We start from the raw sequence: 26,001 nt of genomic DNA, 5'->3' as shown, positions 1-26,001 counted from the left end.
TAGGGCCTGCACCATGCCGACAGACGCCAAGCGCCCGCTCCAGCTCAACGACCAGGGCCAGTTGCGCCACTTCCTTTCCCTCGACGGCTTGCCCCGCGAACTGTTGACGGAAATCCTCGACACCGCCGACTCCTTCCTCGAAGTCGGCGCCCGCGCGGTGAAGAAGGTCCCGCTGCTGCGCGGCAAGACGGTGTGCAACGTGTTCTTCGAGAACTCCACGCGCACCCGCACCACCTTCGAGCTGGCGGCCCAGCGGCTGTCCGCCGACGTGATCAGCCTGAACGTATCCACCTCCTCCACCAGCAAGGGCGAGACGCTGTTCGACACCCTGCGCAACCTGGAAGCGATGGCCGCCGACATGTTCGTGGTGCGCCACGGCGACTCCGGCGCGGCCCACTTCATCGCCGAGCACGTCTGCCCGGACGTGGCGATCATCAACGGCGGCGACGGCCGTCACGCCCACCCGACCCAGGGCATGCTCGACATGCTCACCATCCGCCGGCACAAGGGCGGCTTCGAGAACCTCTCGGTGGCCATCGTCGGCGACATCCTGCATTCGCGGGTGGCGCGCTCGAACATGCTCGCGCTGAAGACCCTCGGCTGCCCGGACATCCGCGTGGTGGGGCCGAAGACCCTGCTGCCGGTGGGCATCGAGCAGTACGGCGTGCGCGTCTTCACCGACCTCGCCGAAGGCCTCAGGGACGTCGACGTGGTGATCATGCTGCGCCTGCAACGCGAACGCATGCAGGGCGGCCTGCTGCCCAGCGAAGGGGAATTCTTCAAGCTCTACGGCCTGACCACCCAGCGCCTCGCCCTGGCGCGACCCGGCGCCCTGGTGATGCACCCGGGGCCGATCAACCGCGGCGTGGAAATCGAGTCGGCGGTGGCCGACGGCCCGCAGTCGGTGATCCTCAACCAGGTCACCTATGGCATCGCCGTCCGCATGGCGGTGCTGTCCATGGCGATGAGCGGACAGACCGCCCAGCGCCAGTCGAACCCAGAATCCGAGGAGCACAATTGATGCGTACCCGTATCCTCGGTGCCCGCCTGATCGACCCGGCCAGCGGCCTCGACCGGCCGGCCGACCTCTACCTCGAGGGCGGGCGGCTCGTCGCGCTCGACCAGGCCCCGGCCGGCTTCGTCGCCGAACAGGACATCGATGCCCGCGGCCTGGTCGCCGCGCCCGGCCTGGTGGACCTGTCGGTCGCCTTGCGCGAGCCGGGCTACAGCCGCAAGGGCAGCATCGCCAGCGAAACTCTGGCGGCGGCGGCCGGCGGCGTCACCAGCCTGTGCTGCCCGCCCCTGACCAAGCCGGTGCTGGATACCTCGGCGGTGGCCGAGCTGATTCTCGACCGCGCCCGCGAGGCTGGGCACACCAAGGTGTTCCCCATCGGCGCCCTGACCAAGGGCCTGGCCGGGGAGCAACTGGCGGAGCTGGTCGCCCTGCGCGATGCCGGTTGCGTCGCCTTCGGCAACGGCCTGGCGCCCCTGGCCAACAACCGCACCCTGCGTCGGGCGCTGGAATACGCGGCGACCTTCGACCTGACGGTGATCTTCCATTCCCAGGACGCCGAACTGGCCGCCGGCGGCCTGGCCCACGAGGGCGCCGCCGCCAGCTTCCTCGGCCTGCCGGGGATTCCGGAGATCGCCGAGACCGTCGCCCTGGCCCGCGACCTGTTGCTGGTGGAACAGAGCGGCGTGCGCGCCCACTTCAGCCAGTTGAGCAGCGCCCGCGGCGCGCAGATGATCGCCGAGGCCCAGGCACGCGGCCTGGCGGTCACCGCCGACGTGGCGCTGTACCAGTTGATCCTCACCGACGAGGCCTTGCGGGACTTCTCCAGCCTCTATCACGTGCAGCCGCCGCTGCGTACCCACGCCGACCGCGAGGGCCTGCGCGACGCGGTGAAACGCGGGGTGATCTCGGCGATCTCCAGCCATCACCAGCCCCACGAACCGGATGCCAAGCTGGCGCCCTTCGGCGCCACCGAACCCGGCATCGGCAGCGTCGAATTGCTGCTGCCGCTGGCCATGACCTTGGTGCAGGATGGCCTGCTCGACCTGCCGACCCTGCTCGCCCGGCTCAGCGCCGGCCCGGCCGAGGCGCTGCGCCTGCCCGCCGGCCGCCTGCGGGTCGGCGACCCGGCCGACGTGCTGCTGTTCGACCCGCAGGGCTCGACCCTGGCCGGGGAGACCTGGTTCTCCAAGGGCGACAACTGCCCCTTTATCGGCCACTGCCTGCCGGGCCGGGTGCGCTACACCCTGGTGGACGGCCACGTCAGCTATCGCGGCTGACGCTCGCGCTGCGCCTGAAGAAAGCAAAAGGCCGCCCGGAGGCGGCCTTTTTCTTGCGCGGGGATCAGCCCGCGCTCGGCGTCGCCGGACGTTCGCGCGTCCAAGTCGAGCCACTTTCGTTGGCGGTGGTCTCCATGGCTTCCTGAATCGCCCGCTTGCGGCGTTCCTCGGCGCGCCGGCTGAAATACCAGGCGAAGAAGGTGAACAGCGAGACGGTCAGCAGGATCAGGCTGGCCACCGCGTTGATCTCCGGCTTCACCCCCAGGCGCACCGCCGAGAACACTTCCATCGGCAGGGTGGTGGAACCGGGACCGGAGACGAAACTCGCCAGCACCAGGTCGTCCAGGGACAGGGCGAAGGACATCATCGCCCCCGCCGCCAGCGACGGCGCGATCATCGGGATGGTGATCAACAGGAACACCTTCCAGGGCTTGGCGCCCAGGTCCATGGCCGCTTCCTCGATGGACAGGTCCAGCTCGCGCAACCGCGCCGACACCACGATGGCCACGTAGGCCGAGCAGAAGGTGGTGTGGGCGATCCAGATGGTGACGATGCCGCGCTCCTGCGGCCAGCCGATCAACTGCGCCATGGCCACGAACAGCAGCAGCAGCGACAGGCCGGTGATCACCTCGGGCATCACCAGCGGCGCGGTGACCATGCCGCCGAACAGGGTGCGCCCGCGGAAGCGCGGGATACGCGTCAGCACGAAGGCCGCCAGGGTGCCGAGGAACACCGCGGAGACCGCCGTGTAACAGGCGATCTCCAGGGAGCGCATCACCGCGTTCATCAACTGGGTGTTGTCGAGCAGGCCGAGGTACCACTTCAGCGACCAGCCGCCCCACACCGTCACCAGCCGCGAGGCGTTGAACGAGTAGATCACCAGGATCAGCATCGGCAGGTAGATGAAGGCCAGGCCGATCCACAGCATCACTTGAGAGAAACCGAAGCGCTTCATACCTTGCCCTCCAGTTCCTTGGCTTGGTTACGGTTGAACAGGATGATCGGGATCAGCAGGATCACCAGCATCACCACCGCCAGGGCGGACGCCACCGGCCAGTCGCGGTTGTTGAAGAACTCCTGCCAGAGCACCTTGCCGATCATCAGCGTCTCCGGCCCGCCGAGCAGTTCGGGGATGACGAACTCGCCCACCACCGGGATGAACACCAGCATGCAGCCGGCGATGATGCCGTTCTTCGACAGCGGAACGGTGATCTTCCAGAAATTGTTGATGTGGCTGGAGCCCAGGTCGGACGCCGCCTCCAGCAGGCTGAGGTCGTGCTTGACCAGGTTGGCGAACAGCGGCAGGACCATGAACGGCAGGTAGGAATAGACCACCCCGATGTACACCGCGATGTCGGTGTTGAGGATCTGCAATGGCGCGTCGATCAGCCCCAGGCCCTGCAGCACGCCATTGAGCAGGCCGTTGTTGCTGAGGATGCCCATCCAGGCATAGACGCGGATAAGGATCGCGGTCCAGGTCGGCATCATGATCAGCAGCAGCAGGACCGTCTGCACGTCCTTGTCGGCGCGGGCGATGGCATAGGCCATCGGGTACCCCACCAGCAGGCAGATCAGGGTGCTGAAGAAAGCCATCTTCAGCGAACCGAGGTAGGCCGCCAGGTAGAGCTGATCCTCGGTGAGCATCAGGTAGTTGCCGAGGTTCAGCACGATCGACAGCTGGTTTTCCGCCCAGGTGTAGATTTCCGTGTAGGGCGGGATCGCCACGTCGGCTTCGGTGAAGCTGATCTTCAGCACGATGGCGAAGGGCAGCACGAAGAACAGGAACAGCCAGAAGAACGGCACCGCGATGACCGCGTGCCGGCCGTTGGGCAGGCGTTTTGTCAGGCTGCGCAGCTTCATGATTGCAACACCACGCCGCTGTCGTCTTCCCAGTACACCACCACCGGCTCGTCCCAGGTCGGCCGCTTGCCGCGGCGCTCGGCGTTGGCGATGAAGGCCTGCACCACCTGCCCGGAGGCGAGCTTGATGTAGTACACCGAATGCCCGCCCAGGTAGGCGATGTCGTGCACCGTGCCGCGCGACCAGTTGTATTCCGGGTGCTCGTGGTCATCCGGCAACTGGGTGCCCATCAGCAGCTTTTCCGGGCGCAGCGCGTAGGTGACGTGGGTGTCCTGGGCGCGGGTGCTGATGCCGTGGCCGATGTAGATCGGCTTGTCCAGTTGCGGACAGGCGATCACCGCGTGGGCGGCGCCGTCGTCGATGATCTGCCCGTCGAACAGGTTGACGTTGCCGATGAATTCGCAGACCTGCCGGCTGATCGGAGTCTCGTAGATGTCCACCGGGCTGCCGATCTGCTCGATGCAGCCCAGGTGCATGATCGCGATGCGCTGGGCCATGGTCATGGCCTCTTCCTGGTCGTGGGTCACCATCACGCAGGTCACGCCGACCCGCTCGATGATTTCCACCAGCTCCAGTTGCATCTGCGAGCGCAGCTTCTTGTCCAGCGCGCCCATGGGCTCGTCGAGCAGCAGCAGCTTCGGCCGCTTGGCCAGGGAGCGCGCCAGGGCGACCCGCTGCCGCTGCCCGCCGGACAATTGGTGCGGCTTGCGCCGCGCGTACTGGGTCATGTGCACCAGCTTGAGCATCTCGGCGACCCGCGCATCGATCTCGGCCTTGGACAGGCGATCCTGCTTCAGGCCGAAGGCGATGTTCTGTTCCACGCTCATGTGCGGGAACAGCGCGTAGGACTGGAACATCATGTTGATCGGCCGCTCGTAGGGCGGCATGTGGGTGATGTCGACGCCGTCGAGGAAGATGCGCCCGGAACTCGGCCGCTCGAACCCGGCAAGCATCCGCAACAGGGTGGACTTGCCCGAGCCGGACCCGCCGAGCAAGGCGAAAATCTCGCCCTTGTTGATGGTCAGGGACACGTCGTCCACCGCCAGCGTCTCGTCGAACTGCTTGGTCACCCGATCGATCTTGACCAGCACCTCTTTCGGCTGCTGTTCGCCCTCGAGGGCTTTCTTGTAGGCACCGGAGGCTATCGCCATTACCACACACTCCCAAAGATTCTTGCTGCCCGGCCACGATGGCCGGACGCGTTTTTAGTGCGGACCGCGGTCCGTTCGAGCAGCCCGGGCGGGCGGCGCCCTGCCGGCGCACCGGCCGACCCGCCGGGTGCCCCGATCATTTGCCCGACTTGACCTTGGTCCAGCTTCGGGTCATCAGACGCTGCACCTTCGGCGGCAGTTCGGCCGACACGAACAGGCGGTCGAGGACCTCCTGCGGCGGGTACACCGAGGGGTCGCCGCGCACCCCGGGGTCCATGTATTCGCCGGCCTTCAGGTTCGGGTTGGCGTAGCCGACGTGGTCGCTGACGTGGGCGATCACTTCCGGCTGCAACAGGTAGTCGATGAAGGCGTGGGCCTCCTTGGCGTTGGCCGCGTCGGCGGGCACGGCGAGCATGTCGAACCAGAGGTTGCCGCCTTCCTTGGGAATGCTGTAGGCAATCTTCACGCCCTTGCCGGCTTCCTCGGCGCGGTCGGCGGCCTGCAGCACGTCGCCGGAGAAGCCGGCGGCGACGCAGATATCGCCGTTGGCCAGGTCGCCGATGTATTTCGAGGAGTGGAAATAGGTCACGTAGGGCCGCACCGCCAGCAACTTGGCTTCGGCCTTCTGGTAGTCCTCGGGCTTCTGGCTGTTGGGGTCGAGGCCGAGGTAGTTGAGCATCGCCGGGATCATCTCGTCGGCCGAATCGAGGAAGGCCACCCCGCAGGTGGAGAGTTTCTTGATGTTCTCCGGCTCGAAGAGCATCGCCCAGGAGTCGATGTGGTCGACGCCGAGCACCGCCTTGACCTTCGCCACGTTGTAGCCGATGCCGTTGGTGCCCCACAGGTAGGGCACCGCGTACAGGTTGCCCGGGTCGTTGGCCTGCAACTGCTTGAGCAGCGCCGGGTCGAGGTTCTCCCAGTGCGGCAGCAGCGTGCGGTCGAGCTTCTGGAAGGCGCCGGCCTTGATCTGCTTGCCGAGGAAATGGTTGGACGGCACCACCACGTCGTAGCCGGTGCGCCCGGCGAGGAGCTTGCCCTCCAGGGTTTCGTTGGAATCGAAGACGTCGTAGATGACCTTGATCCCGCTCTCCTGCTGGAACGCGGGCAGGGTGTTGTCGCCGATGTAGTCGTTCCAGTTGTAGACGTGCACCACGGGCTCGGCCTGGGCGGCAGAGGCCAGTGCCAGGGCGGCGACCGAGGCGATCAGGGCGTTGCGGAGTGAGAAAAGCACAGGATGACCCTCTTGTTGTACCGCCACCCGACTGCCAGGGTAGCTGCTGTGTTGGCTCGCGGACGACCGCGCTCGCTATGGCCGTGCCGCGCTAGCGCAGGCACGCCGCGCCCGGGCGCGGCATGCGCGCCGGCCAGCGGGCGGCGGGACAGCATGGCGCGCCGGCTTCCGAGCCGCCGCCGCGCCATGGCCGACTCATTTACCGGACTTGATCTTGGTCCAGCTGCGGGTCATGGTGCGCTGCACCTTGGCCGGCAGGTCGGGGAAGGTGTAGAGCGCCTTCATCACGCTGTCGCTCGGGTAGATCCCGGCGTCGGTGCGGATCGCTTCGTCCACCAGCGGGGTGGCCGCGGCGTTGCCGTTGGGGAACTGCACGACGTTGGTGATCGACGCCATGACCTCGGGCTTCATCAGGAAGTTGAGGAAGGCATGGGCGCCCTCGACGTTCTCGGCGTCCTTCGGAATGGCGACCATGTCGAAGAAGCTGCCGGCGCCTTCCTTGGGAATGTTGTACTTCACGGTCACGCCATTCTTGGCTTCCTCGGCGCGGGACTTGGCCTGGTAGATGTCGCCGGAATAGCCGATCGCCACGCAGATGTTGCCGTTGGCCAGGTCGCCGATGTACTTCGAGGAATGGAAGTAGGTCACGCTCGGGCGGATCTTCAGGAACAGCGCTTCGGCCTTGTTCAGCTCATCGCTCTTGTCGCTGTCGCTCTTGAAGCCCAGGTAGTGCAGGCCGGCGGGGATGATCTCGGTGGGCGAGTCGAGGAAGGCCACGCCGCAGGACTTCAGCTTCTCGATGTTTTCCGGCTTGAACACCAGGTCCCAGGAGTCCACCGGGGCGTCGGCGCCAAGGGCGGCCTTGACCTTCTCCGGGTTGTAGCCGATGCCGATGGTGCCCCACATGTAGGGGAAGGCGTACTGGTTGCCCGGGTCGCTGACCTCCAGGGTCTTCAGCAGGTCCTTGTTCAGGTTGCTCCAGTTCGGCAGCTTGGACTTGTCCAGCGGCTGATAGACGCCGGCCTTGATCTGCTTGGCGAGGAAGGAGTTGGAAGGCACCACCACGTCGTACCCGGACTTGCCGGCGAGCAGCTTGGCCTCGAGCACTTCGTTGCTGTCGTAGACGTCGTAGACCACCTTGATGCCGGTCTCTTTCTGGAATTTCTCCAGGGTGTCCGGGGCGATGTAATCGGACCAGTTGTAGACGTGCAGCACGTTGTCGTCGGCCTGGGCCAGGCCGACGAGGGTACTCGCCAGTGTCGCGGCGAGCAGGGTCTTGCCGAAGGTCTTGATCATGCGGGTAGCTCCGTTGTTGTCGATGTATCCGGGGTGGCGTCGTGCCGGGGAAGGCCGCGGGCGGACCCGCGGACATTCCGGGCGGCCGGCACGGACGAGCCGTTCCGGTTCCCGCCGAAGGGCGGACTCCCATCCGTCCCTCGCGAGCGGCGCGCTCCCGCGCCGCGGGCCTTTCGATTCCCTCGCGTCACCGCCGGGTGAGCCTGGCCAACGCACTGGCGCAGTCTGGCAAGGACCGGGGCGTATTTACAACCGTCCGGCGGTGCCGGACGGGTCGCGCCGTCCCGGCCGAGGGCCCTAGCCCAGGATATCGCGGGCGGTGAGGTCGAGGCAGAGACGCGCCTTGGTCACCAACTCGTCGATCTCTTCCTTGCTGATCACCAGCGCCGGCGAAATGATCATGGTGTCGCCCACGGCGCGCATGATCAGGCCGTTCTCGAAGCAGTGCCCGCGGCAGACCATGCCCGCCGACACCTCGCCGGGGAAACGCGCGCGAGTGGCCTTGTCCTTCACCAATTCGATGGCACCGAGCATGCCCACGCCACGCACTTCGCCCACCAGCGGGTGGTCGGCCAGCTCGCGCAGACGCTTTTGCAAATAGGGTGCCGTTTCCTCCCGGACCTTCTCGAGGATCTTCTCCTCGCGCAGGATGCGGATGTTCTCCAAGCCCACCGCCGCCGCCACCGGGTGCCCGGAGTAGGTGAAGCCGTGGTTGAAGTCGCCGCCGGCGTTGACCGTCTCGAAGACTTCGTCGCTGACGATCAGGCCCCCCATGGGGATGTAGCCGGAAGTGAGCCCCTTGGCGATGGTCATCAAGTCGGGCTTGTTGCCGTAGTAGTCGCTGCCGAACCATTCGCCGGTGCGCCCGAAGCCGCAGATCACCTCGTCGGCGACGAACAGGATCTCGTACTTGGCGAGGATTTCGCGAACCTTCGGCCAGTAGCTGTCCGGCGGCACGATCACCCCGCCAGCACCCTGGATCGGTTCGGCGATGAAGGCCGCGACCTTGTCCTGGCCGACCTCGAGGATTTTCTTCTCCAGCTCCTCGGCGGCCCAGATGCCGAAGGCTTCCGGGGTCATGTCGCCGCCCTCGCCGAACCAGTAGGGCTGGGCAATGTGCACGATGCCCGGGATCGGCAGGTCGCCCTGCTCATGCATGGCCTTCATGCCGCCGAGGCTGGCGCCGGCCACGGTGGAGCCGTGGTAGCCATTGAGGCGACCGATGATGACCTTCTTCTCCGGCTTGCCCTTGAGTGCCCAGTAATGGCGCACCAGGCGCAGCATGGTGTCGTTGCCCTCGGAGCCGGAACCGGTGAAGAACACGTGGTTCATGCCCTCCGGGGCCAGCTCGGAAATCGCCTGGGCCAGTTCCAGCACCGGCGGGTGGGCGGTCTGGAAGAAGGTGTTGTAGAAGGGCAGCTCGCGCATCTGCTTGCTGGCCGCCTGGACCAGTTCCTCGCGACCGTAGCCGACCGCGACGCACCAGAGGCCGGCCATGCCGTCGAGGATCTTGTGGCCCTCGCTGTCCCACAGGTAGACGCCTTCGGCCTTGGTGATGATCCGCGGGCCGTTCTCCCCCAACTGCTTGTAGTCGCTGAAGGGCGCCAGGTGATGGTCGCGGCTGAGGGCCTGCCATTTCAGGGTCTGCGCGCTTTTCGATGGGGCATTCATATCCATATCTCCTGCAAACGGGCTCGGCGGAGCGAGCCGGAACTGTAGGTGGGGCGGGTCCCGCCGGGCCGTGCAGGCCGGCGGCGGGTCCCGCTGTCCGGGGTTCGGGTCAGACAGAGAACAACAGGAACTCGCGCTCCCAGGAACTGATGACCCGGTTGTAGTTTTCATGCTCGGCGCGCTTCACCGCGACATAGCCGCTGATGAACTTGGCGCCGAGGTATTTCTCCAGCGGCTTGCAGTTCTCCAGCCGCTCCAGGGCGTCCTCGATGGTAAGAGGCAGGCGCAGGTTGCGTCGTTCATAACCGCGACCTTTTACCGGGGCGCTGGGCTTGATGCCTTCGGTCATGCCGATGTAGCCGCAGAGCAGGCTGGCGGCGATCGCCAGGTAAGGGTTGGCGTCGGCGCCGGCGAGGCGGTTCTCCACGCGCCGGTTCTGCGGCGTCGCGTCCGGCACCCGCAGGCCGACGGTACGGTTCTCCTCGCCCCACTCGACGTTGACCGGGGCCGAGGTGTCCGGCAGGAAGCGGCGGAACGAGTTGACGTTGGGCGCGAACAGCGGCAGCAACTCGGGGATGAATTTCTGCAGGCCGCCGATGTGGTGCAGGAACAGCTCGCTCATGGAGCCATCTTCGTTGGAGAAGATGTTCTTGCCGCTCTTGATGTCGATCACGCTCTGGTGCAGGTGCATGGCGCTGCCCGGCTCGTCGGTGATCGGCTTGGCCATGAAGGTGGCCGCCACGTTGTGCTTGAGCGCCGCCTCGCGCATGGTGCGCTTGAACACGGTGATCTGGTCGGCCAGGTGCAGGGCGTCGCCGTGACGGAAGTTGATCTCCATCTGCGCCGGGCCTTCCTCGTGGATCAGCGTATCCAGGTCCAGCTCCTGGGCCTCGCACCAGTCGTACATGTCCTCGAACAGCGGGTCGAATTCGTTGGCCGCGTCGATGGAGAAGGACTGGCGCCCGGTTTCCGGACGTCCCGAGCGGCCCAGCGGCACCTGCAAGGGCAGGTCGGGATCTTCGCAGCGTTTGGTCAGGTAGAACTCCATCTCCGGCGCGACGATGGGCTGCCAGCCGCGCTCGGCGTACAGCTTCAGCACCTTCTTGAGGATGTTGCGCGGGGACAGTTCGATGGGGTTGCCCATCTTGTCGAAGGTGTCATGGATGACCAGGGCGGTGGGCTCGATGGCCCAGGGCACCAGGTACACGGCGCTCTCGTCCGGGCGGCAGAACATGTCGATGTCCGCCGGGTCCAGCAGCTCGTAATAGATGTCGTCCTCGACGTAGTCGCCGGTGACCGTCTGCAACAGCACGCTCTCGGGAAGGCGCATGCCCTTCTCGTCGAGGAACTTGTTGGTCGGCGAGATCTTGCCGCGGGCGATACCGGTAAGATCGGTGATCAAGCATTCAACTTCGGTGATTTTGCGTTCTTTCAGCCAGCTGGTCAGCCGGTCGAGCTTGGTAGTCATAAAGACCTCGGGATTGAGAACCGGCCGGGCCGGTTCAACGTTGCCCCGCCCTCTTCCTGCAAGCCTCACCAAAGGCCTGGAAGAGCGCGAGATAATTCGGGTTGGCGCTCACTTGCCACTCGGGGTGCCACTGCACGCCCACGGCGAAGCTCTGTGCCCCTTCGACGGAGAAGGCCTCGATCAGCCCGTCGGGCGCCAGGGCCTCCACCCGCAGGCCCGGGGCCAGCCGCTCGATGCCCTGGCCATGGATGGAGTTGACTTCGAAGGTTTCCGGCAGGCCGAGGCGGGCGAACACTCCGCCGGGCTGCACCCGCAGCCGATGGCGCGGCCCGTATTGTACGTCCAGGGGCTGCTCGGCCGGCTCGCGATGATCCATCAGCCCCGCGACCTCATGCACCTTCTGATGCAGGCTGCCGCCGAGGGCCACGTTCATTTCCTGGAAACCGCGGCAGATGCCCAACAGCGGCACGCCCGCCGCCAGCGCCGCCCGCAGCAGCGGCAGGCTGGTGGCGTCGCGGGCGGGATCGTGGAGCGTGTCCGGTGCGCTGGCCGGCCCTTGGTAATGATGGGGTTCCACGTTGGAGGGCGAGCCGGGGAAGAGCAGGCCGTCGAAGACCTCGAGAAGCGCGGCGGGGTCGATGTCCGCACCCAGTGCCGGTACGATCAGGGGCAGCCCGCCAGCGGCTTCGGCCACCGCGCGGACATACTTGTCGCCGGCGATATGGTAAGGATGCAGACCGATCCGCTTGGTGCAGGCGATCACGCCGATCAACGGCAGGCGAGACATGGGACACCCGTATTATTGCTGTTATGGGTGAAGCGGCAGCAAAGCGACTGCGCTCGGCCGACGGTATCGAATGACCGGTCCGCCTGGCGCGCTCGTGACGTTTCGCAACTGCCCACAAGGTGCGACCGAGCTTAGCCTTGTTCATTTTTTTACACAATAGGGCTGTAAAAAATCGAACACACCCCACTGAGCACCCCGTCGCCAGCGGTTTGGCGAGGGATACAAAGGCTCGAAAACGCCCCAAAAACGGCCTCCAGGCCTCTTTTTAGGGCAAAAGGGAGCGCTATTGACATCCATAAACGATTAAGATTGACTCATACCTCAATCAGCGCGTGATTGATATTTTTAACAAAATAGGTGTTGCATCATGTCGGTACCCCTGCGTGCCGTTCAGCTCAATGAAGCTAACGAGTTCCTCAAGAAACATCCTGAGGTCCAGTTCATAGACCTCCTGATCGCGGATATGAACGGAGTCGTGAGGGGCAAGCGCATCGAACGCGCCAGCCTCCACAAAGTGTACGAACGAGGCATCAACCTCCCCGCCTCCTTATTCGCCCTCGACATCAACGGTTCCACGGTAGAAAGCACCGGCCTCGGCCTGGACATCGGCGACGCCGATCGCATCTGCTACCCCATTCCCAATACCCTCTGCGACGAGCCCTGGCAGAAGCGCCCCACCGCGCAACTGCTGATGACCATGCACGAGCTGGAAGGCGAGCCGTTCTTCGCCGATCCCCGGGAAGTGCTGCGGCAAGTGGTGAGCAAGTTCGACGAGCTGGGCCTGACCATCTGCGCCGCCTTCGAGCTGGAGTTCTACCTGATCGACCAGGAGAACGTGAATGGCCGCCCGCAACCGCCGCGGTCGCCGATCTCCGGCAAGCGCCCGCAGTCGACCCAGGTCTACCTGATCGACGACCTCGACGAGTACTCCGATTGCCTGCAGGACATCCTCGAAGGGGCCAAGGTCCAGGGCATCCCAGCCGACGCCATCGTCAAGGAAAGCGCCCCGGCACAGTTCGAGGTGAACCTGCACCACGTCGCCGACCCGCTCAAGGCCTGCGACTACGCGGTGCTGCTCAAGCGTCTGGTGAAGAACATCGCCTACGACCACGAGATGGACACCACCTTCATGGCCAAGCCCTACCCGGGCCAGGCCGGCAATGGCTTGCACGTGCACATCTCGCTGCTCGACAAGCACGGCAAGAACATCTTCGCTTGCGAGGACCCCGAGCAGAACGCCGCATTGCGTCACGCGATCGGCGGTGTGCTGGAGACCCTTCCCGCGTCGATGGCCTTCCTCTGCCCCAACGTCAACTCGTACCGACGTTTCGGCGCCCAGTTCTACGTGCCGAACTCGCCCTGCTGGGGCCTGGATAACCGCACCGTGGCGCTGCGCGTGCCGACCGGCTCGTCCGACGCGGTGCGCATCGAGCACCGCGTCGCCGGGGCCGACGCCAATCCCTACCTGCTGCTCGCGGCGGTGCTGGCGGGTGTGCACCACGGCCTGACCAACCAGGTCGAGCCGAACGAGCCGGTGGAAGGCAACTCCTACGAGCAGAACGAGCAGAGCCTGCCGAACAACCTGCGCGATGCCCTGCGCGAGCTGGACGACAGCGAGATCCTCGCCCGCTACATCGACCCCAAGTACATCGACATCTTCGTCGCCTGCAAGGAAAGCGAGCTGGAGGAGTTCGAGCACTCGATCTCCGACCTCGAGTACAACTGGTACTTGCACACCGTCTGACGCTTTCGCCACCGGCCTTCGCGGGCCGGTGGCGGCCGCATCGCGACCCCGGCCCTGCGCCCGCCATTCGCCTCGACGCCTGCGCGAAACGCCTTCTTCGCTGAATCGCCACGCCCTCCGCCACGACGGCCTGCGGACAACGTGCCCGTGGTCTCCTTGGGTGCCCGGCGCGCCTGTCGGCCCATGCACGCGCACCCCGAGTCCGTGTTCCACCTCACAAGCCCTGCGACCGAAGGCTTGCAGCGGGCGAGCCGGCTGGCGTCCAATAGCGTGCGATGCCCAGGAGATCTACATGTCGCGTGCCGCCACCGTTCGCAAACCCCGCCCGAGCAGCCAGACACGGATCGCCGCGATCCTCGATGCGGCCCGCCTGCTGCTCGCCCGGCACGGCATGTCCGGCCTGTCGATCTACGCCATGGCCGATCTCGCCGGCATGCCGCCGTCGTCGGTCTATCACTTCTTCGCCAACGTCGGCGCGGTACTCCAGGCGCTCACCGCCGAGGTGCACGCGGCCTTCCGCGGCTGCCTCGAGGAGCCTGTGGAACACGACGCCCTCGAGGACTGGCGCGACCTGGCGCGGATCGTCGAGGAACGCATGCTGGCGGTCTACGCCGCCGACAGCGCCGCGCGGCAACTGATCCTCGCCCAGCACGGGCTCGCCGAGGTGACCCAGGCCGACCGCCAGCACGACCTCGAACTGGGTCGCCTGATGCGCGACCTGTTCGCCCGCCACTTCCCGCTGCCGCCGCTGCCCGACGACCTCGACGTGTTCGCCCTGGCCATGGAGCTGGGCGACCGGGTCTACGCCCGTTCGGTGCAGCAGTACGGCGACATCGTCCCGCGCTTCGCCGAGGAGGGTATGCGGGTGTTCGATGCCTACCTCGCGCTGTACCTGCCGCCCTACCTGCCCAAGCGCGAGCGGCCGGAGGACTAGACCTCTGGCGGGATCGCTGCAAGGCGCTTACAGACGGATATTTATCCGTATTTCAATCAGAATTCATCCCGCGATAGAAAATGTCCGCTGTCTAACCGGATTTATATCGACTATAAAGACCGGCAATGCACGGCGTCCCGATCGTGCTTCATGCCTGGCCCCGCGCGCTTCGCCCCCGCCTTCGCTCATTCGTCGGAGTCTTGGCGAGCGCCGCGCCCGTTTCGGGGTCGGATGCTTGGTCGCTTTCCATCACGAGGTATGCCCATGTCCCGTATCGTTTCCGTCGCCGTCACCCAGATGGCCTGTTCCTGGGATCGCGAGGCGAACATCGCCACCGCCGAGAAACTGGTCCGCCAGGCGGCCGCCCAGGGCGCGCAGATCATCCTGATCCAGGAACTCTTCGAAACCCCCTACTTCTGCCAGAAGCCCAACCCGGACTACCTGCAACTGGCCACCGCGGTGCAGGACAACCCGGCCATCCGCCATTTCCAGGCGCTGGCCAAGGAACTGCAGGTGGTGCTGCCGATCAGCTTCTTCGAACTGGCCGGGCGCGCGCGCTTCAACAGCATCGCGATCATCGACGCCGACGGCAGCAACCTGGGCGTCTACCGCAAGAGCCACATCCCGGATGGCCCCGGCTACCACGAGAAGTACTACTTCAACCCGGGCGACACCGGCTTCAAGGTGTGGAACACCCGCTACGCGAAGATCGGCGTGGGCATCTGCTGGGACCAGTGGTTCCCCGAATGCGCCCGCAGCATGGCGCTGCTCGGCGCGGAAATCCTCTTCTATCCGACCGCCATCGGCAGCGAGCCGCACGATTCGAGCATCAGCTCCCGAGACCACTGGCAGCGCGTGCAGCAGGGCCATGCCGGCGCCAACCTGATGCCCCTGGTGGCCTCCAACCGCATCGGCAAGGAAGAGCAGGACGGCTACGACATCACCTTCTACGGCTCGTCGTTCATCGCCAACCAGTTCGGCGAGAAGGTCGAGGAGCTCAACGAGACCGAGGAAGGCGTGCGGGTGCATGCTTTCGACCTGGACCAGCTGGAGCACATCCGCAGCGCCTGGGGCAGCTTCCGCGATCGCCGGCCGAACCTCTACGGCCCGCTGAAGACCCTCGACGGCCAGCTCGAGTCCTGAGCCCGCCGAAAACTCCGATCCCCGCCGGTACGCGCTCGCGCCCGGCGGCCCGGGGCGCAGCGCGCCCCCGACGACACAGGCGATAGGACATGAAGACCCTGAACAGCACCCCGCGCGCCGACGGCTTCCGCATGCCGGCGGAATGGGAACCCCATGCGCAGACCTGGATGGTCTGGCCCGAGCGGCCGGACAACTGGCGCAACGGCGGCAAGCCGGCCCAGGCCGCCTTCACCGCGGTGGCCGAAGCCATCGCGCGTTTCGAGCCGGTGACCCTTTGCGTATCCGCGGCGCAGTACGAGAACGCCTGCGCGCGGCTCGCCCACACCTCGATCCGGGTGGTGGAAATCAGCAACGACGACGCCTGGGTGCGCGACACCGGGCCGACCTTCGTCACCGATGCGCGCGGCGAAGTGCGTGGCGTCGACTGGGCCTTCAACGCCTGGGGCGGACTGCTCGGCGGCCTGTACTTCCCCTGGCTGCGCGACGACCAGGTGGCCGGCAAAATCCTCGGCCTGGAAGGCTGCGCCCGTTATCGCACCGAGGGCTTCGTCCTCGAGGGCGGCTCCATCCACGTGGATGGCGAAGGCACCCTGATCACCACCGAGGAATGCCTGCTCAACCCCAACCGCAACCCGCACCTGGGCCGCGAGGCCATAGAAGCGCTGCTGGGCGACCATCTCGCGGTGGACAAGGTGATCTGGCTGCCGGAAGGCCTGTACAACGACGAAACCGACGGCCACGTGGATAACTTCTGCTGCTTCGTGCGCCCCGGCGAAGTGCTGCTGGCCTGGACCGACGACCCGCAGGACCCTAACCATCCACGCTGCCAGGCGGCGCTGAGGGTGCTGGAGCAGGCCCGCGACGCCCGCGGACGCCCGCTGAAGGTGCACAAGATGCCGATCCCCGGGCCGCTGTACGCCACCGAGGAGGAATGCGCCGGCGTCGATGCCTTGAGCGGCAGCCAGGCCCGCGAGGCGACCTCGCGCCTGGCCGGCTCCTACGTCAACTTTCTTATCGTCAACGGCGGCATCGTCGCGCCGAGCTTCGACGACCCCCACGACGAGGACGCCAGGGCCCTGCTCCAGCGTCTCTTCCCCGACCGCGAAGTGGTGCTGGTGCCCGGCCGCGAGATCCTGCTCGGCGGCGGCAACATCCACTGTATCACCCAGCAGCAGCCCGCCGCGCAACGCGGCTGAGGCGCGCGCCCGCCCTCGCGGCGGGCGTGTTCCACCACCATATCAACGCGTTTTCCACCCTCGGCGAACCTCGCCACCACCTTATACAAATGTTGTACAAGATAATAAAATCGTATAGATTTTATTCAGCTTAACTATTCGCCGGGCGGTCCGTGCCCATGGCGCCTAACGCGCAGCGACGAGCATCGAGCGCTGAACGGACAAATCGGAGTCGATCCTGCGGATCACTCATTCCGCCGTAGATCCTTGTCCCGAGGTCGAGATGTTCAATGCCCGTTTGAAGCACCAGTTGGCCGACTGCCAGGCCGCCCTGCAGACATTGCGCGCCGAACAGGACGCCATCGGCCGCTCGCTGGCGTTCATCGAATTCGCACCGGACGGCACCATCCTCACTGCCAACCCGAAGTTCCTCGCGATCCTGGGCTACCGCCTGGAAGACATCCAGGGTCAGCACCACCGGATGCTTTGCCCGCCGGATCAGCATGCCAGTGCCGACGAGCAGCGCCTCTGGAGCCGCCTGAACGGCGGGGAGACGGTCTCCGGCAAGTTCCTCCGCCTGGCCAAGGGCGGCCGGCCGGTCTGGCTGGAAGCCAGCTACAACCCGGTACGCGGCACGGACGGTCGCATCCTGAAGGTGATCGAGCAGGCGGCCGACGTCACTGCCACGGTCGCGCAGGGCCAGGAGCACGCCAGCATCATCGACGCGCTGAACCGCTCCACCGCGGTCATCGAATTCAACCTCGCCGGCGAGGTCCTCACCGCCAACGGCAATTTCCTGCACACCCTCGGCTACTCCCTGGACGCCATCAAGGGCAAGCATCACAGCCTGTTCTGCGAACGCGGCGAAACCGAGTCCGCCGAGTACCAGCAGTTCTGGCAACGCCTCAACCGCGGCGAATTCATCGCCGGCCGCTTCAAGCGCATCGACCGCAACGGCCGGGTGATCTGGCTCAACGCCACCTACAACCCGGTGCTGGGGGAGGACAAGCGGCCCTACAAGGTGATCAAGTTCGCCCACGACATTACCGACCAGGTCAACCGCCACGACGCGGAGTCCCAGGCCGCGCACATTGCCTATACCACCTCGCTACAGACCGACACCATCGCCCACCGGGGCGGCACGGTGGTGCAGGAAGCCGTGGAGGTGATGCGCAAGGTGGCCGACGAGGTGCAGCAGGCCTCGGAGGGCATCGAGGCGCTGAGCCAGCAGTCGCAGATGATCAGCACCATCGTCGGCACCATCAGCGGGATCGCCGAACAAACCAACCTGCTGGCGCTGAATGCCGCGATCGAGGCGGCCCGCGCCGGCGAGCAGGGCCGCGGCTTCGCAGTGGTGGCCGACGAGGTCCGCCACCTCGCCGCCCGCACCAGTCAGGCCACGGTGGAAATCGTCGAGGTGGTGCGCAAGAACCACGACCTCGCCGAAGCGGCCGTGGCGCGCATGGTGGTCAGCCGTAACCAGGCGGAACAAGGGGTGAGTCTGGCGAACCAGGCGGGAAAGGTGATCCAGGAAATCCAGGACGGCGCGCAGCATGTGGTGGAAGCCATCAGCCAGTTCGCCTCCACCCTGAAACAGGCCGACTGAGCGCCGCTCGCCCGCCGGGCTCAGAGCTTGGCGATGGACACCTCGGTGGATTTGACGAAGGCGATCACCTCGGAGCCGACGCCCAGCTCCAGCTCCTTCACCGAGCGCGTGGTGATCACCGAAGTGACGATGCCGGCGGCAGTCTGCACGTCGATTTCCGAAAGCACGTCGCCCTCGACGATTTCCTTGATGGTGCCGCGGAACTGGTTGCGGACGTTGATGGCTTTGATGGTCATGGTGTCTCTCCTCGGTTTTCGGTTTGAAGCCACCGGCGCGTTCGCCGGCGGCCCTTGCTTGCTACAGGGCCCAGCGCAATTGCGTGGGCAGGGGTGAGAGGGGTTCCGGCTCGGGCGGCGAGCCGGGCTGCGCCAGTACCCGGTCGAGCACCTGCGCCTCCAGCGCGGCCAAGGCCGCCGAGCCGCGCCGGCGGGGACGCGGCAGGCCGACGCGCAAGTCCAGGCCGATTTCGCCTTCCTCGATCAGGATCACCCGATCGGCGATGGCCACCGCTTCGTTCACGTCGTGGGTCACCAGTAGCACGGTGAAACCGTGACGCTGCCATAGACCCTCGATCAGTTGCTGCATCTCGATGCGGGTCAGTGCGTCGAGGGCACCCAGGGGTTCGTCGAGCAGCAGCAGGCGCGGCTCGTGGATCAACGCCCGCGCCAGGGCGACCCGCTGCTTCTGCCCGCCAGACAACGCCGCCGGCCATTCCCGGGCGCGGTCCGCCAGGCCCACGGCTTCCAGCGCCTGCAGGGCACGCGGGCGCCAGTCGCCGCTCAGCCCCAGGCCGACGTTGTCGATGACCCGTTTCCACGGCAGCAGGCGCGCGTCCTGGAACATCAGCCGGGTGTCCTCGCGGGAATCCGCCAAGGGCGCCTTGCCGGCGAGCAATTGCCCGCTGCTGGGACGGTCGAGCCCCGCCAGCAAACGCAGCAGCGTGCTCTTGCCGCAGCCGCTGCGCCCGACCACCGCGACGAATTCGCCGGCCGGCACGTTCAGGTCGATGTCGCGAAGCACTTGCCGTTCGCCGAACGCCTTGCCCAGGCCGCGCGCTTCCAGGGGAATGCCGCGGCGCAAATCCACCGGGGACAGGCTGCTCATAGCCCACCCGCCTTGGCCTGGTAGGCCGGGTGCCAGCGCAGCCAGATGCGTTCCAGGCCGCGCGCGGCGAGGTCGGCCAGCTTGCCGAGCACCGCGTAGAGCAGGATCGCCAGGACCACCACGTCGGTCTGCAGGAATTCCCGGGCGTTCATCGCCAGGTAGCCGATGCCGGAGCTGGCGGAAATGGTCTCGGCGACGATCAGCGTCAGCCACATGAAGCCGAGGGCGAAGCGCACGCCCACCAGGATCGACGGCAGCGCGCCCGGCAGGATCACCTGGCGGAACAGGCCGAAGCCGGACAGGCCGTAGCTGCGCGCCATTTCCACCAGGGCCGGGTCGACGTTGCGGATGCCGTGGTAGGTATTCAGGTAGATCGGGAACAGGGTGCCGAGGGCGACCAGGAAAATCTTCGCCGACTCGTCGATGCCGAACCAGAGGATGACCAGCGGGATCAGCGCCAGGTGGGGCACGTTGCGCACCATCTGGATGGAGCTGTCCAGCAGGCGCTCGCCCCAGGTCGACAGCCCGGTGATGAAACCCAGCAGCAGGCCGAGGCCGCCGCCGATGGCGAAGCCGATGCCGGCGCGCCAGCCGCTGATCGCCAGGTGCTGCCAGATTTCGCCGGTTTTCAGCAGGCTCCAGCCGGCCGTGAGCACCGCGCTCGGCGCCGGCAGGATGCGCGTCGACAGCAGCCCGGAGACCACCGCCAATTGCCAGGCCGCCAGCAGCCCCAGGGGCAATGCCCAGGGCGCCAGGCGCCGGGCCAAGGTATCGAAAGGTGTCGCCATGATGGTTATCCGAATTGAGCTATGACGTCGGTCCCGTGAGGGGTAGTCGGCCATGCCGGTCGCCGGCGCCCCGTGGGGCGCGCGCGGTCCGGCGTACCGCCGGGTTCAACTGGCCGCTGCCGCCTTCGGCAGGATGTCGTTGGCCACCATTTCGCCGAACGGGCTGACGTAGCCGCGCGCCTCGGGCTGGCGCGGCCGCGCCACGTCCAGGTGCGGGAACAGCAGCTCGGCGACCCGGTAGGACTCTTCCAGGTGCGGGTAGCCGGAGAAGACGAAGGTGTCGATCCCCAGGTCGGCGTATTCCCTGACCCGCGCGGCCACGGTCGGGCCATCGCCGACCAGCGCGGTGCCGGCGCCGCCGCGCACCAGGCCGACCCCGGCCCAGAGCTTCGGGCTGACTTCCAGGCGGTCGCGACGGCCGCCGTGCAGCGCGGACATGCGTTGCTGACCCACCGAATCGAAACGCGCCAGGGACGCCTGGGCACGGGCGATGGTGTCGTCGTCCAGGTGGGCGATCAGCCGGTCGGCGGCGCGCCAAGCTTCCTCGTTGGTCTCGCGGACGATCACGTGCAGGCGGATGCCGAAGCGCACGCTGCGCCCTTGCGCCGCGGCCTTCGCGCGTACTTGGGCGATTTTCTCGGCCACCGCCGCCGGCGGTTCGCCCCAGGTCAGGTACAGCTCGACCTGCTCGGCGGCCAGGTCCTGGGCGGCCTCGGAAGAACCGCCGAAGTACAGCGGCGGACGCGGTTGCTGAATCGGCGGATAGAGCAGCTTGGCGCCACGCACCTGGTAATGCTTGCCTTCGAAATCCACCGACTCGCCTTCCAGCACGCGGCGCCAGATGCGGGTGAATTCCACCGAGGCCTCGTAGCGCTCGGCGTGGCTCAGGTGCAGGCCGTCGCCGGCCAGTTCGTCGGGATCGCCGCCGGTGACCAGGTTGAACAGCGCGCGGCCGTTGGACAGCCGGTCCAGGGTCGCCGCCTGGCGCGCGGCCACGGTGGGGGAAATGATCCCCGGGCGCAGGGCGACGAGGAACTTCAGGCGTTGGGTCACCGGGATCAGCGACGCCGCCACCAGCCAGGAATCCTCGCAGGACCGCCCGGTGGGGATGAGCACGCCGCCGAAGCCCAGGCGGTCGGCGGCCTGGGCGATCTGTTGCAGGTAGCCGTGGTCCACCGCGCGGGCGCCCTCGGCAGTGCCCAGGTAGCGGCCGTCGCCGTGGGTCGGCAAGAACCAGAAGATGTTCAGGCTCATGGAAAATCAGTCCTCGTGGGCTGGGGCCGGCGCCGTGGCGCGGCCCTCGGTCAGGGGGCGGTGGCTACGGGCGCCGGCGGCGTCCAGATCACGTCGCGAATGTTCAGGGGTTTCGGAATCAGCTTCAGGGCCGTGAAAGCGTCGGCGATGCGCTGCTGCGCGGCGGTGACCTCAGGCGTGATGAACTGGGCGCCGAAGCCCTGGCGCTGCACCGAAAGCCGGGTGATCGCCGGCGACAGGCCGAGCAGCGGCCCCACTTGTTCGGTGACCTTGTCGGGGTCGGCCTTGGCTTCTTCGCCGGCGGCGCGGATCTCCTCCACCAGGCTGGTCAGCACCTGCGGGTGCTTCTCGGCGAAGCTGCGCGCCGCCAGGTAGAACTGCAGGTTGTCCACCAGACCGGTGCCGTCACGCAGCGTGCGCGCCTGCAATTGCTGTTCGGCGGCCGCCTCGAAGGGGTCCCAGATCGCCCAGGCGTCGACGCTGCCGCGCTCGAAGGCGGCGCGGGCATCGGCCGGCGGCAGGTAGACCGGCTGGATGTCGCTGTATTTCAGGCCGGCGTCTTCCAGCGCGCGCACCAGCAGGTAATGGACGTTGGAGCCTTTGTTCAGCGCGACTTTCTTGCCCTTCAGCTCGGCGACCGAGCGGATCGGCGAGTCCTTGCTCACCAGGATCGCCTCGCCAGTGGGCGCGGGCGGTTCGTTGGCCACGTAGAGCAGTTCGGCACCGGCCGCCTGGGCGAACACCGGCGGCGTCTCGCCGGTCACGCCGAAATCGATGGAGCCGACGTTGAGGCCTTCGAGCAATTGGGGACCGCCGGGAAACTCGGTCCACTTCACGTCGATGCCCTGCTCCGCCAGGCGTTTCTCCAGCGTGCCCTTGGCCTTGAGCAGGATCAGGGTGCCGTACTTCTGATAGCCGATCCGCAAGGTATCGGCCTGGGCCGGGCTCAACAGGCCGAGCGTCAGGGCCCCGGTGAACAGGGCAGCCAGGCTCAGGCGCAGGCTGTGATGGCGCATTCGCGCGCTCCTTCGATAAGTGTGGCGGTTCGCCGCCGCATGGGCGGCGAAGGCCGGATCAGTGTTGGACGGGCTCCAGCGGAGCCCGTCGGGGTGGAAGGCGACCGGTGCCGGTTACCGGCGCGGCCGGGCGATCAGCGATTGGGTTGCGGGGTCAGCCGCAGGTACGGCCTGACCGCCTTGTAGCCGCGCGGGAAGCGTCGCTTGATCTCTTCCTCGTCCTTCAGCGAAGGCACGATCACCACGTCGTCACCGTCCTCCCAGTTGGCCGGGGTGGCCACCTTGTGGGTGTCGGTGAGCTGCAGGGAATCGATCACCCGCAGGATCTCGTTGAAGTTGCGCCCGGTGCTCGCCGGGTAGGTGATGATCAGGCGCACTTTCTTGTTCGGATCGATGATGAACAGCGAACGCACCGTGAGGGTGTCGCTGGCGTTGGGGTGGATCAGGTCGTAGAGGTCGGATACGCGGCGGTCGGCGTCGGCGAGGATCGGGAAATTCACCAGGGTGTTCTGGGTCTCGTTGATGTCCTCGATCCACTTCACGTGGGAGTCCACCGGGTCCACCGAGAGGGCGATGGCCTTCACCCCGCGCGCGGCGAAGGCATCCTTCAGCTTGGCGGTGAAACCCAGCTCGGTGGTGCACACCGGGGTGAAATCGGCCGGATGGGAGAACAGCACGCCCCAGTTGTTGCCAAGCCACTCGTGGAAGCGGATACGGCCTTCGCTGGAGTCTTGTTCGAAATCGGGGGCGATGTCGCCGAGGCGGATGGTCATGACGATGCTCCTGAAAGGGTTCCTTGGGCTGGGGACCACTATGCTCAGGCGCGGATCAAATTAAAAAGAATAAATATAAATTTATTTATAACTTATAAGGATAAGCAGAGGACACGGCGTCATCGGTTCGATACCGAGCTTCATCACGGAGGGCTCCGGGCGCGCGCCCGCGGAAACTCCAAGCGAACGCCACGACACGGCGCTCCGGAATACGCGTCCAGGCGCTGAATCGATCGACGCTCGGAAAAGGCAGCGGACCCGCCCTCGAGCACGATGGGCGGGTCGGCCGATCACCCCACGCGCGGCAGCGGCGAAGGCTGCCCGCGCGGGTGCGAGGGACCTCAGAGCAGAGGCAGGGTGTAGCTGAGGATCAGGCGGTTCTCGTCCTGGTCGCGCTGGCTGGCGACTTCGCTGCGCAGCGAGGCGTTGCGCCAGGACAGGCCGACGCCCTTGAAGGTGCCTTCCGGTACCACGTAGTTGACGACCAGGTCGCGCTCCCATTCCTGCGCGTCGCCGGTGGCGGTGTCGATGTTGTCGCCCTTCAGGTAGACCACCGAGGCGTTCAGGCCGGCCACGCCGAGGGTGGCGAAGTCATAGCCGTACTGGGCCAGCCAGGTACGCTCGCCGGCGCGCTGGAACTTGCCGATCTGGCGGTCGGTGATCAGGTAGGCGGTGGAACCGTCGCCCTGGTTGAGGAAGGGGAAATCGCTGTCGCCGGAAACCTGCTGGTAGCCGCCGCTCAACGCATGGCCACCCAGGGTGTAGGTGAACAGCGCGCTCCAGGTGCGGTTGTCGACTTCGCCACGATCGCTGTCGCCGGCCTTCCAATAACCGGCGCTGCGGTAGCCGTCGGCGCGGCCCGAGGTGCTGCCGTTCTTGCCGTCGGAGCTGCTGAGGAAGTACCGCAGGTCGCTCTTCAGGGCGCCCACCGGCAGAGCCAGGTTGTGGGTCAGGCCGAGGAAATGCTGTTTGTAGAAGTCGTCCAGGTTGCCGTAGTAGTACTGCGCCAACAGGTCCTTGTTGATCTTGTAGTCGCCGCCGGCGAAGTAGAAGGCATTGCTGCGCTGGCCGCTCGCGCCGCCCGCGCCGGCGATCGCCAGTGCCTCGTCGTCGCTGGAGTTACGGCCCTTGGCATGCTCCAGCTTGCCGCCGGTGAGGGTCAGCCCGTCGATCTCGTTGGAGGTGATCTGCCCGCCTTCGAAGGTCTGCGGCAGCAGGCGGCCGTCGTTGTAGGTCACCACCGGCAGCTTCGGTTGCAGGGTGCCCAGGCGCGCCTCGGTCTTGGAGATCTTCACCTTGCCGGTCAGGCCCAGGCTGCTGAACTCGTCCACCGCCTCGCCATGGCTGTCGGTGGGGAACACCAGGCCGCCGCGGTTGGCGCTGGTGGGGTTGTAGTGGGTGCCTTTACCCGAATCCAGGCGCAGGCCGACCAGGCCGAGAGCATCGACGCCCACGCCGACGGTGCCGGCGGTATAGCCGGAGGTGAAGTTGAAAATGAACCCCTGGCCCCACTCTTCCTGCTTGGAGGGCGCCGCCGCGCCGTCGCGGTTGTCCTGGTTGATGTAGAAGTTGCGCAGGGTCAGACCCGCCTTGCTGTCCTCGATGAAGCCCGCCGCGAGGGCCGACTGCGCGAGGATGCCGGAACTGGCGGCGACCGCCATGGCCAGAAAGGATCTTTTCATTTGTGACTTTCTCTTGTGGAAGGTGATTTGGCGATTCACCGCGCGCGGAACCGGCAGGCCCGTGGGAATCACACGAAAATCGCGCTCGACAGGCATCGATGCAACTGATGACCCCCCTGTCGAGCACGACGGGTAGTTCAAGGACGCTCGGGACAGCCTGGCGGATACACGGCGATCCGGCCGGAAGGCCTGGACCGCGGGATCGACGAAATGCGGCATCTGAATTCCCCGAGCACTCTTGTTATAGACCGGAATCGCGACAGCTGGCCCGGTCGTCACGCTAAGGCAGAGAACATGCCAAGCGCCGCTGCCGCCTCGAATTGCCGGAAGGAATGCCCCGTGCCACCGGGCGGCGATTCGCGCAACCTAATAAAACGGGCGCAAAACCGCCATAATTCTTTCGTCCATGAGCGGGTTTCCGCCTAGGCGCCGAATTTAAAAGGTATTTTTAATAATTAAAAAGAATTTTTGAACTTAATTTAATGATTGGAACGCATAACGAAGCGCCTGGATCGACGCTTCGCGACGTCTTCCGGATTGCCCGGAGGATGCGGATCAGATGCGCTGGCCGGCGTTGCGCAGCGAAACCTGGCTATTCAGGGTCCAGAAATCGTAGAGCACGCCGACGCCCAGCAGGCCGAAGGTCACCAGATAGAGCAGCCCGGTGATCCACTTGCCCTGATACATGCGATGCACCCCGAAGGCGCCGAGAAAGGTCAGTAGGATCCAGGCGACGTTGTAATCCAGCCCACCCGCGTTGAAACGCAGGTCCGCCTCGCGATCCATCGCCGGGATCAGGAACAGGTCGATGAACCAGCCGACGAACAGCAGGCCGAAGGTGAAGAACCACAAGGTGCCGGTGATCGGCTTGCCGTAGTAGAAGCGGTGGGCGCCGAGAAAACCGAATATCCACAGTAGATAGCCGATGACCTTGCTGTGGGTGTCCTGATTCGCCTGCATGGAAAACTCCTGGGGTTTGGATTCTGCTGGATATCGACCGCCCGCGCGCGCGACGGTTGCCGGAGA

At 66.1% G+C, this 26,001-nt stretch carries 23 protein-coding genes; 7 read left to right on the top strand and 16 right to left on the bottom strand.

Annotation, left to right across the window (positions count from 1 at the left end):
- Positions 1–13: 13 nt before the first annotated feature.
- Complete coding sequence (locus tag OGL92_RS09430; protein ID WP_263143142.1) at positions 14–1,021, top strand: aspartate carbamoyltransferase catalytic subunit; 1,008 nt, start codon at positions 14–16, stop codon at positions 1,019–1,021.
- A complete protein-coding gene (locus OGL92_RS09425; protein ID WP_263143136.1) occupies positions 1,021–2,292 on the top strand; it encodes a dihydroorotase in 1,272 nt (423 codons plus the stop codon). The genes OGL92_RS09430 and OGL92_RS09425 overlap by 1 nt, the downstream gene beginning before the upstream one ends.
- Positions 2,293–2,356: 64 nt before the next feature.
- On the opposite strand, the gene OGL92_RS09420 is transcribed toward OGL92_RS09425, so the two are convergent.
- The 8 genes from OGL92_RS09420 to OGL92_RS09385 form a co-directional block, all read right to left on the bottom strand.
- Complete coding sequence (locus tag OGL92_RS09420; protein ID WP_263143130.1) at positions 2,357–3,247, bottom strand: ABC transporter permease subunit; 891 nt, start codon at positions 3,245–3,247, stop codon at positions 2,357–2,359.
- Positions 3,244–4,125, bottom strand: coding sequence for an ABC transporter permease subunit (locus OGL92_RS09415; RefSeq protein ID WP_263143362.1), 882 nt, complete (start codon positions 4,123–4,125; stop codon positions 3,244–3,246). The genes OGL92_RS09420 and OGL92_RS09415 overlap by 4 nt, the downstream gene beginning before the upstream one ends.
- A 23-nt stretch (positions 4,126–4,148) precedes the next feature.
- Positions 4,149–5,303 (bottom strand): polyamine ABC transporter ATP-binding protein, encoded by a 1,155-nt coding sequence (gene potA, locus OGL92_RS09410; protein WP_263143126.1) that lies wholly within the window; start codon positions 5,301–5,303, stop codon positions 4,149–4,151.
- A 136-nt stretch (positions 5,304–5,439) separates the two neighbouring features.
- A complete protein-coding gene (locus OGL92_RS09405) occupies positions 5,440–6,534 on the bottom strand; it encodes a polyamine ABC transporter substrate-binding protein (protein ID WP_263143124.1) in 1,095 nt (364 codons plus the stop codon).
- A gap of 195 nt (positions 6,535–6,729) precedes the next feature.
- Positions 6,730–7,830 carry a polyamine ABC transporter substrate-binding protein gene (locus tag OGL92_RS09400; RefSeq protein WP_263143122.1) on the bottom strand — a complete coding sequence of 367 codons (1,101 nt, stop codon included), beginning with the start codon at positions 7,828–7,830 and terminating at the stop codon, positions 6,730–6,732.
- 297 nt (positions 7,831–8,127) lie between these two features.
- On the bottom strand, positions 8,128–9,501 hold the full coding sequence (locus OGL92_RS09395) for an aspartate aminotransferase family protein (protein ID WP_263143120.1): 1,374 nt from the start codon (positions 9,499–9,501) through the stop codon (positions 8,128–8,130).
- Positions 9,502–9,610: 109 nt separating this feature from the next.
- Positions 9,611–10,969, bottom strand: coding sequence for a glutamine synthetase family protein (locus tag OGL92_RS09390; protein ID WP_263143118.1), 1,359 nt, complete (start codon positions 10,967–10,969; stop codon positions 9,611–9,613).
- 34 nt (positions 10,970–11,003) lie between these two features.
- Complete coding sequence (locus OGL92_RS09385) at positions 11,004–11,756, bottom strand: gamma-glutamyl-gamma-aminobutyrate hydrolase family protein (protein WP_263143116.1); 753 nt, start codon at positions 11,754–11,756, stop codon at positions 11,004–11,006.
- A gap of 367 nt (positions 11,757–12,123) precedes the next feature.
- On the opposite strand from OGL92_RS09385, the gene OGL92_RS09380 reads away from it, so the two are divergent.
- The 5 genes from OGL92_RS09380 (at position 12,124) to OGL92_RS22135 (ending at position 18,358) form a co-directional block, all read left to right on the top strand.
- Positions 12,124–13,500: a glutamine synthetase family protein gene (locus OGL92_RS09380; RefSeq protein ID WP_263143114.1), complete on the top strand. Its 1,377-nt coding sequence runs from the start codon at positions 12,124–12,126 to the stop codon at positions 13,498–13,500.
- Positions 13,501–13,792: 292 nt separating this feature from the next.
- Complete coding sequence (locus OGL92_RS09375; RefSeq protein WP_263143112.1) at positions 13,793–14,434, top strand: TetR/AcrR family transcriptional regulator; 642 nt, start codon at positions 13,793–13,795, stop codon at positions 14,432–14,434.
- 264 nt (positions 14,435–14,698) lie between these two features.
- Complete coding sequence (aguB, locus tag OGL92_RS09370) at positions 14,699–15,577, top strand: N-carbamoylputrescine amidase (RefSeq protein ID WP_263143108.1); 879 nt, start codon at positions 14,699–14,701, stop codon at positions 15,575–15,577.
- 89 nt (positions 15,578–15,666) lie between these two features.
- Positions 15,667–16,773 carry an agmatine deiminase gene (aguA, locus tag OGL92_RS09365; protein WP_263143103.1) on the top strand — a complete coding sequence of 369 codons (1,107 nt, stop codon included), beginning with the start codon at positions 15,667–15,669 and terminating at the stop codon, positions 16,771–16,773.
- A 262-nt stretch (positions 16,774–17,035) separates the two neighbouring features.
- The gene (locus tag OGL92_RS22135) at positions 17,036–18,358 is read left to right on the top strand and encodes a PAS domain-containing methyl-accepting chemotaxis protein (protein ID WP_276583865.1); all 1,323 of its coding nucleotides are present in this window, start codon (positions 17,036–17,038) and stop codon (positions 18,356–18,358) included.
- Between the two features lie 20 nt (positions 18,359–18,378).
- Here OGL92_RS22135 and OGL92_RS09350 read toward each other — a convergent pair whose 3' ends face one another.
- The 8 genes from OGL92_RS09350 to OGL92_RS09315 form a co-directional block, all read right to left on the bottom strand.
- The gene (locus OGL92_RS09350) at positions 18,379–18,594 is read right to left on the bottom strand and encodes a TOBE domain-containing protein (protein ID WP_263143101.1); all 216 of its coding nucleotides are present in this window, start codon (positions 18,592–18,594) and stop codon (positions 18,379–18,381) included.
- Positions 18,595–18,655: 61 nt separating this feature from the next.
- Positions 18,656–19,462: an aliphatic sulfonates ABC transporter ATP-binding protein gene (gene ssuB / locus OGL92_RS09345; protein WP_263143099.1), complete on the bottom strand. Its 807-nt coding sequence runs from the start codon at positions 19,460–19,462 to the stop codon at positions 18,656–18,658.
- Positions 19,459–20,250 carry an aliphatic sulfonate ABC transporter permease SsuC gene (gene ssuC / locus OGL92_RS09340; protein ID WP_263143097.1) on the bottom strand — a complete coding sequence of 264 codons (792 nt, stop codon included), beginning with the start codon at positions 20,248–20,250 and terminating at the stop codon, positions 19,459–19,461. Before ssuC ends, ssuB begins: the two co-directional genes overlap by 4 nt.
- 105 nt (positions 20,251–20,355) lie before the next feature.
- Entirely contained in the window at positions 20,356–21,504 is a 1,149-nt protein-coding gene (gene ssuD, locus OGL92_RS09335) for an FMNH2-dependent alkanesulfonate monooxygenase (RefSeq protein WP_263143096.1), read from the bottom strand.
- A gap of 50 nt (positions 21,505–21,554) precedes the next feature.
- Positions 21,555–22,520, bottom strand: coding sequence for a sulfonate ABC transporter substrate-binding protein (locus OGL92_RS09330; protein ID WP_263143093.1), 966 nt, complete (start codon positions 22,518–22,520; stop codon positions 21,555–21,557).
- A gap of 134 nt (positions 22,521–22,654) precedes the next feature.
- The gene (locus tag OGL92_RS09325; protein ID WP_263143091.1) at positions 22,655–23,293 is read right to left on the bottom strand and encodes a peroxiredoxin; all 639 of its coding nucleotides are present in this window, start codon (positions 23,291–23,293) and stop codon (positions 22,655–22,657) included.
- 341 nt (positions 23,294–23,634) lie between these two features.
- Positions 23,635–24,975, bottom strand: coding sequence for an OprD family porin (locus tag OGL92_RS09320; protein ID WP_263143089.1), 1,341 nt, complete (start codon positions 24,973–24,975; stop codon positions 23,635–23,637).
- Positions 24,976–25,530: 555 nt separating this feature from the next.
- Positions 25,531–25,935, bottom strand: a complete 405-nt coding sequence (locus OGL92_RS09315) for a TM2 domain-containing protein (protein ID WP_263143088.1) — start codon at positions 25,933–25,935, stop codon at positions 25,531–25,533.
- Between the last annotated feature and the right edge of the window lie 66 nt (positions 25,936–26,001).

This window comes from Pseudomonas sp. RIT-PI-AD (assembly GCF_025642785.1).
Taxonomy (GTDB): Bacteria; Pseudomonadota; Gammaproteobacteria; order Pseudomonadales; family Pseudomonadaceae; genus Pseudomonas_T.
This window is presented reverse-complemented; position numbering and strand designations above follow the sequence as displayed.